Here is an 11,448-nt window from a genome sequence, read left to right on the forward strand (position 1 = left end):
TGGGATCGGTTGCATCCGTCGGGTCGGTCGCGTCCGTCGGGTCGGTCGCATCGGTGGGGTCCGAGCCGCCTCCGCCGCCGCCCGCCAGCGCGCCGATGCCGAGAATGCCAAGGCCGGCGAGAACTGCCGGCTCCATGTCATCCCCCAGCCCCGACGTGGTTTCATCCCCTTCCATGACCATGCCATCGGCAAAGACCAGGCTGTGCAACGACCCGTTCTCGGCCGGCACGTAGAAGTCGGTCACGAGGATCGAGTCCCCGCTCTTCAGGTCGATCGTCAGATCGTTCCCCGACCGCGAGTATCTCAGGACATCTTCCTGCAGGGCATCGATATCGATCGGGATCTCGGGACCTGCGGCAATCACACGTTCAGCCATTCTCACCACTCTCTGTTGCGGGCACCCACGCGCCCAGTTCCGGAAGGAGATTCATCTTAAGTATGCATCAACACATACTTTAGATCAGCATGTCAACAGAATGCTCGCCCGCGAAGTCGAAATTATATGACTTAAATTCCGTCACTTACACGCGCACAGAAAGACCTCTCAATGGATACATATACTTTTGAATGGGTAAAACCCATGGAGGCCGCCACCGCTCCGGCGGATGTCAGACCCGGCGAGGCCTGCCATCACATCACGTCACGACTCCCGGAAGGTTCACCGGAACGCGACAGACATGCAGGCCGCAGGAGCGCCCGCAACAAGGCCGCTTCCGACGCCAGGCCGACCATCCCGGGCCACATTGCAGAGGTCCGCCTGGCCGACCGGCAGCCAGGCCGGGCCGCCTCGCTCCAGGCCATGGCCAGCAGTCGAAGACGCGTGGAAGATGCCCCCGGGAGGGCAGCACGCAACCCCCGCGCCCTGCACCTCAGGTCGGCGCTGCCGCGGGGCACGCCCTTCCGGGGCCGCGTGGACCTCCCGGCCATCACACATTGCCGGCCTGGGAAGACCGCACCTCGGCGCACCGGCACCACGTGAAGCCGGCCCCGGGACTTGCCGCCGTCCCGAAACAGCGGCGCCCGACCCTTTCGGGCCGGGCGCGCTGTCGACGAGAGTTACGAGGGTCAGGCGAAGTGGATGGTCTTCGCTTCGAGGTAGTTGTCCAGCCCCTCGATCCCGCCTTCCCGGCCATAGCCGGACTGCTTCACGCCGCCGAAGGGCATCGTCGGGTCGATGATGTTGCCGTTGATCGTCAAGCCGCCCGACTTGACCTGCCGCGCCATGCGGTAGGCGCGTTCGCTGTCCGCCGAGAAGATCGCCCCGTTCAGCCCGTAATCGGTGGCATTGGCCTTGGCCACGGCATCCGCATCGTCCTTGTAGGTGATGATCGAGACCACGGGGCCGAAGATCTCTTCCCGCGCGATGGTCATCTCGGGGGTGACACCAGTGAAGACGGTGGGCTCGAAGAAGAACCCGGTTTCCAGCCCCTCGGGCGTGCCGCCGCCGGTGGCGATCTGCGCCCCCTCGGCGAGGCCGGCCCTGATGTAGCCCTCGACACGCTCCTTCTGGCGACCCATGGCCAGCGGGCCCATCTGGGTCGCCGGATCGGCGGGATCGCCCACCTTGATGCCCTTCACCGCGCCGACGAAGAGGTCGGTGAACTCCTGCGCCCGGCTCTCGGGCACCAGGATCCGGGTCAGCGAGAAGCAGACCTGCCCGGTGATCGGCATGGTGTACATCATCAGCGAGGGCAGCGCGGCGCCGAAGTCGGCATCATCCAGCAGGATCGCGGCGGATTTCCCGCCCAGTTCCAGCGAGACCCGCGCCAGGCGCTCGGCGCAGACGGCAGCGATATGCTTGCCCGCCGCGGTCGAGCCGGTGAAGGCCACCTTGTCGATATCGGCGTGGCGCACCAGGTAGTCGCCGACCTCGCGCCCGGCAGGCACCAGGTTGAAGACACCGGCCGGCAGGCCCGCCGCCTCGATGCATTCGGCCAGCACATAGGCCTCCAGCGGGGTCTCGGGCGAGGGCTTGGCAACGAAGGTGCAGCCCGCGGCCAGCCCGGCGGCGATCTTGTAGGTCAGCAGCACCATGGGCGCGTTCCAGGGAGTGATCGCCGCGCAGACGCCGACCGGCTCCTTGGCCACCACGGTGCGGCCGCCGTTGGCGCGCGCGCGCTCGTCGGTGAAGCTGTAGGAGTTGCTGTCGATCAGGTCGGCATAGTAGCGGAACAGGGTGACGTTCTGCGGCGCCAGGATCTTGGTCAGCGTGATGGGCGCACCCATCTGGCCGGTCCAGCTGGTGGCGATCTCTTCCAGCCGGGCTTCGATATTGTCGGCCACCTTGCGCATGTAGTTGGCGCGCTCCTTGGGCGACAAGCGCGGCCAGGGGCCGGTGTCGAAGGCCTCGCGGGCGGCGGCGATGGCGTCATCCACATCGGCCTTCGAAGCCTCGGGATAGTCCATCACCTTCTCGCCGGTGACCGGCGAGATCACCTCCAGCCGGGACGTGCCCTTGGGGGCGACCCATTTGCCGCCAATGAAGAATTGGCTCGGGGCGCGCAGGATCGGGGTCTGTTGGTTCATTGGTCTCACTCCTCAATTTGACCAGAGTTCACATCGTGCCCGGCAGCCACAGGGCCAGGACCGGGAAAAGACAGAGCAGCAGGATCCGCAGCAGGTCGGCCCCCACGAAGGGCAGCACGCCGCGGTAGATTTCGGTCAGCTTCACATCCCGTGCGATCGAGTTGATCACGAAGACGTTCATCCCCACGGGCGGAGAGATCAGCCCGATGGAAATCGTGGTGACCAGAACGATGCCGAACCAGATCGGATCGAAGCCAAGCGCCTGCATCGCCGGGAAGACGATGGGCACGGTCAGCAGGATCACCGCCAGCTCGTCCATCACCGCGCCGAGGGCGAGGTAGACCAGCAGCAGCAGGCCCAGAACGCCCCAGGCGGGCAGCGGCACCTGGGTCAGGTAGGCCGTCAGGTTCTGGGTGACCTGGGTCACGGTCAGGAAGTAGCCGAAGAGCGTGGCGCCGACCGCGATGGTGAAAATGGCGGCAGTGATCTGCAGGGCGTCCACGAGGCAGCGCAGGATCACCCGCGGCGGCAGCTTGCCCCGCGCCACACCGATCAGCAGCGCCCCGACGGCGCCGACGCCCGCCGCCTCGGTCACGGTGACGAAGCCGCCGTACATGCCGACGATCACCAGCGCGAACAGAAGCAGTGTCGCCCAGAGCCCGCGCAGGGCGGCAAACCGCGCAGACCAGCTGGCCCGGGTGCCGTGCGGCATCGCCCCGGGATGGCGCCGGGCAATGATCTGCACCACCAGCGCATAGAGGCCGAGACCCAGCAGGCCGGGGATCACGCCGGCCATGAACAGCTGCGCGACGTTCTGTTCGGTGATGATCCCGTAAAGCAGCAGGAAGACCGAAGGCGGGATCATCGAGCCGAGCGTGCCTCCGGCGGCGATCACACCGGCTGCGAGGCCCGGTGCATAGCCGGCGCGGCGCATCTCGGGCAGGGCCACGGTGGTCATCGTCGCGGCGCAGGCCACCGAAGAGCCGTTGATCGCCGCGAAGCCGCCGCTGGCCGCAACCGTGGCCGTGGCCAGCCCTCCGCGCAGGTGCCCAAGCCAGGTGTTCGAGGCGTCGAACAGCTCGCGGCTGAGGCCCCCTGCCCCGGCGAAGACCCCCATCAGGACGAACATCGGCACCACGCTCAGCGCATAGTCCGACATCATCCGGTAGGGCGCATTGACCAGCAGGTTCAGACCTGCCGACCAGCTGACCACGGCGGCGAAGCCGCAGACGCCCACGACGCCCATGGCGATGCCGATGGGCACCCGCAGGATGATCAGCAGGAAAAGGCCGGCGAAGCCGAGGAAGGAAAGCAAAGTCGGGTCCATCAACCTGTCCTGAAGTCCAGAATGTCACGTCCCAGGCGCAGCAGGCCCAGGACCGAAGCGGCGGCGATGCCCGCCGCGGTGGCGGCGACCACGGGCCAGAGCGGCCAGAGCAGGTCGGCCGAGACCTCTCCGCTGGCGAGGCTGCTGGCGGTCTTGCGCCAGAGCATCACCATCAGGGTCAGCATGGCGACGAAGGTCACCGCCGAGGAAAAGACGTTCATCGCGCTGCGCAGCCAGGGCGGCGACAGCTCGTAGATGGCATCGACGCTGATATGGCGCCGCGTCCAGGTGGTGCAGGCGATGCCCCAGGCGATGGCGATGCCCTGCAGGGCCGTGGCCCCCATGTAGGCATCGGGGATGCGCATCCCCAGGGCGTAGCGCAGCCCGGCCTCGGTCACCGTCAGTGCCGCGATCAGCACCAGGAAGAGTCCCGCCACCGTCTCGATGGCGGCGATCAGGCGGGCCATGCGGCCCGCCCCCCGACGCATCACGCGATCAGAGTCCGGCATCGTTCTCGGCAATCGCCGCCCCGATGGCTGCCTCGGCGGAGGCGGCGTCGATCTCTGCGGCCTCGACCTGTGCCCGCCAGCGGGCGATGGCGGGTTCCGCCGCTGCCAGCCAGGCCTCGCGCTGCGCGTCACTGGGTGTGGCGAAGACATGCGCCGCCTCGCCCTCCAGCACCGCGCGCTCCGCAAGGTCCTCTTCGGCCCAGAGATCCACGATCCGTCCGGCCCAGTCGGTCGAGCAATGCTCCTCCATCACCGCCTGCTGTGCCGCGCTCATGCGGTTCCAGGCCAGGGGCGAGATCACGTAGACGAAATTCGCCGCATACATCGGCAAGTCGAGGTGATGGGTCGCGGCATCCGCAATGCCCCAGGTCGCCAGAGAGCTGTAGGGGCTGGCGGTGCCATCGGCCGTGCCTCGTGTCAGCAGGTCGCGCATCTCGGCCGCCGAGGCCTGGATGGTGGTGGCGCCGAGACTGGACAGGTAGGTGCCGAGGGTGCCGTTCGCCGGCCGGATCGAGAGCCCCTCCAGATCCTCGGGACCGCTCACCGGGCTGGTCGTGTGGATGGTGCCGGGCGAATGCATGAAGGCCATGCAGAACTTCACCTCGGACATCTCCTGCTCGGCATAGGCGCGATACCACTGGTCCAGCGCCCGCGACCCGGCGACGGCGTGATTGAAGCGGAACGGCAGCTCTCCGTATGAGATCACCGGGAAGCGACCGGCATTGTAGCCGGGATTCACCAGCGTGATGTCGGCAATGCCGTCGCGGGCAAGATCGTAGTGATCCACCGCCGCGCCAAGCTGGCTGGACGGGTAGAGCGTGATCTCGATAGAGCCCTCCGAGGCCTCCTCGATGGCCTCTATCCAGGGCTGTGTCCCCTGCATGAGCGGGTGTGTCGGCCCGACCCAGACGCCGAAACGCAGGTTCACCGGGGTGTCCTGGGCGGGGGCCGGGGCGGCCAGCGCCGTCGCGGCTGTTGCCGCCAGAAGTACAGTACGCATCATCTCTTCCTCCTCAAGAGTGTTGCCATGGTCATCTTTCGCATCGGTGCGCGCCGGGGCTTCTCAGCCCCGGTCGATCATCACCTCCACCAGACGCGGCCCTCCTCCGGCCGCGAATGCCTTGCCGAGCACGGGTTCGAGCGCGTCGGGCTCCGAGACCTGCCACGCCGGGCAGCCCTGCCCTTCGGCCAGCGCCGCCAGCGACAGGTGCCCGATGTCGCAGCCGACCACCTCCTTGTTGCCGGCAAAGCCCTTCAGCGCCGCGTAGCCGCCGTTGTTGAGCACCACGAACAGCACGTCGGCGCGATGCTCGACCGCGCTCCAGAGCCCCTGGATCGCATACATGGACGAGCCGTCGCCCAGCACCGCCAGGACGGTCTGGCCGGGATCGCTCAGCGCCACGCCGACCGCTGCGGGCAGCGCATAGCCCAGCCCCCCGCTGGCGGTGGCGAAGAAGCCCCCCGCGCGGTCGATCGGCAGGTGATCGTGGACGTCGTCGCGGCTCGAGGGGGCTTCCTCGACCACGATGCCGGAGGCCGGACGCAGCCGCTGCAGGGCCGCCAGCGCCATGGCCGACGAGATCCCCCGCCCCGGTTTCGGCGGCTCGGGTCTGCGCAGCGGAACCGACCGCGGCGCACGGGCGGCACCGGCGGCTGCGCGCAGGGCCCGCAGCGAGAGATCCAGGTCTCCGACAAGCGACCGGCCGCAGACCGCCGAGGCCGCCTGTCGGGGATCGCTGACGATCTGCACCAGCTCGGCCCCCTCCGGCGGGATCGGGCCCGGCATCTCGTAGTGATAGGTGAAGACCGGCGCGCCGAGGGTCAGGATCAGGTCGTGACCGGCCAGCCGGCGCGAGATGTCGGCCTCGTTCGCGGGCAGGAAGCCGGCAAACAGCGGGTGGCTTTCCGGGAAGGAACAGCGCGAGGACAGCGGCGCTACCCAGACCGGGGCCTGATAGTGTTCCGCCAGGCCGACGACCGCCTCCCATGCGCCGTCCGCATCCACCCCCGCGCCCACGACCAGTACCGGATCGGCGGCGGCCTCGAGCTGGTCCGCGACCCCGGCCAGCGCCCCGGCCTCTGGCTGGGCGCGTCCGGTGACCGCGCGCAGGACGGGCGGCGCGCAGGGCCGGGCCCAGTCGTCCAACGGGATCGAGACGAAGACCGGGCCGGCAGGCGGCAGGCAGGCGATGTGGATGGCCCGCGCGATGGCGGCCGGCACATCTTCGGCCCGGGCCGGTTCGATCGCCCATTTCACATAGGGCTGGGGCAGTTCGGTCGCGGCCTCGGCGTAAAGGAACGGATCCGCGCTGAGCAGCGGCCGGCTTTGCTGCCCGGCGGTGATGACCACCGGCGCACGGTTGCGGAAGGCCGAATAGATGCTGCCCATGGCGTGACCGACGCCGGCGGCGGAATGCAGGTTGGCGAAGGCCGGAGCGCCAGAGGCCAGGGCGTGCCCGTCTGCCATGGCGACGACGACGGATTCCTGCAGCCCCGTGACATAGCGGAACCCCTCCGGCAGCTCGCTGAACAGTGGCAACTCGGTCGAACCCGGGTTGCCGAAAATGGTGGTCATGCCGTGATGGCGCAGCACTTGAAACACCGCGTCGCGCACGGTCGTTCCGTGCCCAGAACCCGATTGGGTCATATGTCCTCCCCCACCCCGGACCTGACCGGGGGCCTTCCTCTTCATGAATACATTCTGACAGGGGCGGAGCCCCAAGGGGAATTGCCATTCTCTGCTTGCACTCATACCATATCGGTATGACTTGGGATCAGAGAACGCTTTCAACTTTCCTCGCGACGGCAAAACACGGCAGTTTTGGCCGCGCAGCAAGGGAAATGAACCTGACACAGCCCGCCGTGACCAGGATCATCCGGCGGCTTGAGGCCCATCTGGGCGCGCCCCTGTTCGAGCGAACGACAACGGGCGTAACGCTGAATGTATACGGAAAAGCCTTCCTGCCCTACGCCAGCACCGTCGACACCGAGATGACCAATGCCGAAGACCTGCTGGATGCCCTGCGCGGCGCCAGCAAGGGCGTGGTGCGGGTCGGCGGTGTCGGCAGCGTCGTCTCGGGCCACCTTGCGACCGCCCTGCAGCAGCTGCTGGCCGACCAGCCGGGCCTTCAGGCCCAGGTGATCGAAGAGATCGAGGACAAGCTGCTGCTGGCGCTGAAACGTGGCGAGGTCGACATGGCGATCTCGCCGGAACCCTACATGGACGATGAGATCACCCTCGCCTGCCCGGAAGCGCTGCACGACCTGGTCGAGGTCTTCGTGGCACCGCGGCATCCGCTGGCTGGACGCGCCGACATTCCCCTGGCCGAAGCGGCCCGCCACCCCTGGGCCCTGCCACCGCTCGACACGCCGATCACCCGCGAGCTGAAGCGTCGCTTCTTCGCCGAGGGGATCGAAACGGTGGAAATCGGCGTCCTGTCGCGTTCGGTGAACATGCTGAAGAGCATGACCCTGCAAGGCGGACAGATCTGCTGGATGCCGCGCGGCCTCGTGGCGCGGGAAGTCGACGCCGGGGACCTGGTCGCGCTGCCCCTCCCCGCGCTGACCTTCCGGCGCAGGTTCCATATCTATCGGCGCCGGATGGGACAGCTGCCCCCTCCGGCGCTCAAGCTGCTGCGCGCCCTGCAAACCCTGGCGCAGGAACAATCCGCTTTGCCCGAGGAATGACCCGCGCGGCGCCGCCGGCCCCGAGGCTCGTCGTTTCGCCTTGAACTCCCCTGCGTTTCGGGGCCAGATCACATCAGGCACCGCCCTGCATAGCGGAGACCACCGGACAGCGCCGACACCGCTCGCGCCCCGGGGCCCGCCCCTGATCAGGGAGAGCTTCATGGCTTCCTCACCCCCTCTTGCGCTCGGGCGCATGGCGCCGACGCTTCCGGTGCGCGACATCGAAAGGGCCTATCTGGCCTACAACGCGGTCTTCGGCTTCGAGAAGACCTTCCAGAACGGCACCCCCGTCGGCTTCATGATCCTGAAGAAGGACGGGGCCGAGCTGCACCTGTCGCTGCAGAAGGATCTCCGACCGCCGGCGTTCAACATGGCGCATTTGCTGGTGTCCAGCGCCGACGAGGCCTGCCGCAGGTGTCAGGAACACGGCTTCCGCATCATCAAGACCCTGCAGGACAAGGACTATGGTCTGCGCGCCTTCGTCTTTGCCGATGCTGACGGTAACCGGATAGACGTCGCAGAGATCCTCTAGCCTGCAAGGCCGACCGCTCGGGGCGCGAGACCGCGCCCCGAGCGGGACAACAGCCAGATCCGCGCGATCAGCACCCCAGGAGGTCAGCCCGAGGCCGTCACCCCGTCTCGGGCCGCTCGAAGTCGAAGCTCGACAGCCCGCGCGAGCGTTCGGGGAAGTGGAACTCCCGGTTGATCGGAGGATAGGCGCGCGAGGGGCAGTTCGGCCGCTCACAGAGATAGCAGTTCACCCCGATCTCGACCGGGCGGATCGTCGCGAGGTCGAGATCCTGCGCATAGGTCAGCCGGGGCGCATAGGCCATGTCGCAGCCCAGCCCGATGGCGAAGCGCGCCGAGGGCCGCGAGAAGGTCCCGAGGTGGCGCGACACCGTGCGGGCGATCGAGAAATAGGTGGTGCCGTCCTGCATGGCGATGACCTGGGTCTGCACCCGGTCCGGCGTCTCGAAGCACGAGTGGATGTTCCACAGCGGACAGGAGCCGCCGAACTTCGAGAAATGGAACCGCCCGGCGCTGAAGCGTTTCGACACGTTCCCCGCCCGATCCATGCGGACGAAGAAGAAGGGCACCCCGCGCGCCTCGGGCCGTTGCAGCGTGGTCAGCCGGTGTGCCACCTGCTCGTAGCTGGTGCCGAAGCGCTGGCAGAGCAGCTCGACGTCGTAGCGTTCGGTCTCGGCGGCCTTCAGGAACCGGCCGTAGGGCATCAGCAGCGCGGCGGCGACATAGTTGGCAAAGCTGGTGCGCGCCAGGGGTTGCGCCGCCTTCGAGAAGCCAGCCGCCTCCAGCTCTGCCTCGATCAGGTCGGCGCATTCCAGCCGCGCCAGCTGCACCGCGATCTGGAACCGCCGCCCCGGCTGGTCCAGCCGCTCGGACAGGTTGAGGTGGCGCCGGTGCGGATCGAGCAGGCGCAGCTGCTCCGGCATCACCTCCTGCGGCAGGATGCGCACCCGGTAGCCGTGGCCATCACGCAGCCGGTCGCTGAGCACGATCTGCGGCTCGTTGCGCCAGATCTCCAGCGTGTCCGCCAGGGCCTCGGCGGCCCGGTCCAGCCGGTCGAAATGGTTGCGCATGGCGTGGAAATGGGCCCGCACCTCGTCCACCGGCCGCGCCGTCTGCTCCAGCAGCTCGACCCGGTCGCGGTCCGAATAGGCGTCCTCTCCGGTACCGCTGGTCAGGGCCATCTCGCGATACTTCTGGTGCAGCCTCAGCAGCCCCCGCGCAATCCCTGGCGAGGCGTTGACCACCTCCTCGACCTCCGAACGCGGCACGTGTTCACCGAACAGCGGATCCTTCAGCGCCGCCTCGAGGTCGGCCTGCAACTGCAGGTCCTGCGCCCCCGCCACCTCTCCGGGCGAGAAATCGTAGACCTGGCTGAGCTTGAGCAGCAGCTTGGCGCTGACCGGACGCTGGTTCGCCTCGATCAGCGTGATGTAGGAGGACGAGACCCCGAGATCCTGCGCCATCTGCGCCTGGGTCAGCCCAAGGGTCCGCCGCAGCCGCTTCAGCCGCGCCCCGATGATCAGCTTCTCACCACGATCCGACATGACATTCCTTACAAAGTTACGGATTGTAACGTTACATTAGTTACAGCCCAACCCGTTGGGTTCACTGAGGATATTCTCTTACACACCTTACATTACTAACCTTACATCTGTCACCGATTCCAGCAGAAAGGCAGATGCCATGACACTCGCGACACAGATTGCCCCGATTGCAGCGCAGGCCCCGGCCCGGCCGGTCGTGCTGCGCGACGTGCCCGGCGTCGACCGGGCTCTGACCGCGGAGGCGATGCAGTTCATCGCCGCCCTGCAACACCGTTTCGGCCCCGAGCTGAACGCCCTGCGCAGCGCCCGCGCCGCCCGCCAGACCGGCTACGACAACGGCCTGCTGCCCGAGTTCCTGACCGAGACCTCGGACATCCGCGCCGGCGACTGGACCGCCGCCCCGGTTCCCGAAGTCCTGGCCGACCGCCGCGTCGAGATCACCGGCCCGGTCGACCGCAAGATGATGATCAACGCCCTGAACTCGGGTGCCAGGGTCTTCATGGCCGACTTCGAGGATGCCTCGGCGCCGCGGTTCGACATCATGATCGCCGGACAGGTCAACATGATGGACTACCGCGACGGCACGCTTGCCCACGAGGATCCGAAGACCGGCAAGCGCTACGCGCTGAACGGGCAGACCGCGGTGATGATCGTCCGCCCGCGCGGCCTGCACATGGACGAGGGCAACGTGATGATGGGCGGACACCCGATCGCCGCCGCACTCTTCGACTTCGGTCTGCATGCCTTCCACAACGCGGCGGCGCTGGCGGCGTCGGGCCGTGGCCCGTTCTACTACCTGCCCAAGCTCGAGAACCACCGCGAGGCGCGGCTGTGGAATGCCATCTTCCTGTTCACCCAGGAGGCGCTTGGCCTTGCCCCCGGCACCATCAAGGCGACGGTGCTGATCGAGACCCTGCGCGCCGCCTTCGAGATGGACGAGATCATCTGGGAGCTGCGCGAGCATATCGCCGGGCTGAACTGCGGTCGCTGGGACTTCATCTTCAGCTACATCAAGACCCTGCGCGCCCATCCCGACCATGTCCTGCCCGACCGGGCCGAGGTGACCATGGATCGCGCCTTCCTGGCCGCCTACTCGGCGCTGCTGGTGCAGACCTGCCACCGGCGCGGCATCCATGCCATGGGCGGCATGGCGGCGCAGATCCCGGCGAAGGGCGACGATGCGGCCAATGCGGCAGCCTTCGACAAGGTCCGCGCCGACAAGCTGCGCGAGGTCGAGGCCGGCCATGACGGCACCTGGGTCGCCCACCCCGACCTGGTGCCCGTCGCGATGGAGATCTTCGACGCCCAGATGCCGCGCGCCAACCAG

10 protein-coding genes are annotated in these 11,448 nt (G+C 67.7%); 3 read left to right on the forward strand and 7 right to left on the reverse strand.

What is annotated here, in order from left to right:
* From OS124_RS0117570 to mdlC, 6 genes are all read right to left on the reverse strand, one after another.
* Positions 1-376: BapA/Bap/LapF family prefix-like domain-containing protein (locus tag OS124_RS0117570; RefSeq protein ID WP_010141160.1), on the reverse strand; the 376-nt coding region annotated here is incomplete at its 3' end.
* Positions 377-1,065: 689 nt separating this feature from the next.
* Positions 1,066-2,526 (reverse strand): aldehyde dehydrogenase, encoded by a 1,461-nt coding sequence (locus tag OS124_RS0117575; protein ID WP_010141161.1) that lies wholly within the window; start codon positions 2,524-2,526, stop codon positions 1,066-1,068.
* Positions 2,527-2,554: 28 nt separating this feature from the next.
* Positions 2,555-3,853 (reverse strand): TRAP transporter large permease, encoded by a 1,299-nt coding sequence (locus OS124_RS0117580; RefSeq protein WP_010141162.1) that lies wholly within the window; start codon positions 3,851-3,853, stop codon positions 2,555-2,557.
* Positions 3,853-4,320 carry a TRAP transporter small permease gene (locus OS124_RS25130; protein WP_010141163.1) on the reverse strand — a complete coding sequence of 156 codons (468 nt, stop codon included), beginning with the start codon at positions 4,318-4,320 and terminating at the stop codon, positions 3,853-3,855. Before OS124_RS25130 ends, OS124_RS0117580 begins: the two co-directional genes overlap by 1 nt.
* A gap of 28 nt (positions 4,321-4,348) precedes the next feature.
* On the reverse strand, positions 4,349-5,365 hold the full coding sequence (locus OS124_RS0117590; RefSeq protein WP_010141164.1) for a TRAP transporter substrate-binding protein: 1,017 nt from the start codon (positions 5,363-5,365) through the stop codon (positions 4,349-4,351).
* 60 nt (positions 5,366-5,425) lie between these two features.
* Positions 5,426-7,009, reverse strand: a complete 1,584-nt coding sequence (gene mdlC / locus OS124_RS0117595; protein ID WP_010141165.1) for a benzoylformate decarboxylase — start codon at positions 7,007-7,009, stop codon at positions 5,426-5,428.
* Positions 7,010-7,125: 116 nt separating this feature from the next.
* Between mdlC and OS124_RS0117600 the strand changes: the two genes are divergently transcribed.
* The gene (locus OS124_RS0117600; RefSeq protein ID WP_029375539.1) at positions 7,126-8,049 is read left to right on the forward strand and encodes a LysR family transcriptional regulator; all 924 of its coding nucleotides are present in this window, start codon (positions 7,126-7,128) and stop codon (positions 8,047-8,049) included.
* A gap of 160 nt (positions 8,050-8,209) precedes the next feature.
* Positions 8,210-8,581 (forward strand): VOC family protein, encoded by a 372-nt coding sequence (locus OS124_RS0117605; protein ID WP_010141168.1) that lies wholly within the window; start codon positions 8,210-8,212, stop codon positions 8,579-8,581.
* 97 nt (positions 8,582-8,678) lie between these two features.
* Here the strand turns inward: OS124_RS0117605 and OS124_RS0117610 are convergent, their stop codons facing one another.
* The gene (locus OS124_RS0117610) at positions 8,679-10,121 is read right to left on the reverse strand and encodes a helix-turn-helix domain-containing protein (protein WP_010141169.1); all 1,443 of its coding nucleotides are present in this window, start codon (positions 10,119-10,121) and stop codon (positions 8,679-8,681) included.
* A gap of 139 nt (positions 10,122-10,260) precedes the next feature.
* On the opposite strand from OS124_RS0117610, the gene OS124_RS0117615 reads away from it, so the two are divergent.
* Positions 10,261-11,448: malate synthase (locus tag OS124_RS0117615; RefSeq protein WP_010141170.1), on the forward strand; the 1,188-nt coding region annotated here is incomplete at its 3' end.

This window comes from Oceanicola sp. S124 (assembly GCF_000220565.1).
Taxonomy (GTDB): Bacteria; Pseudomonadota; Alphaproteobacteria; order Rhodobacterales; family Rhodobacteraceae; genus Pseudooceanicola.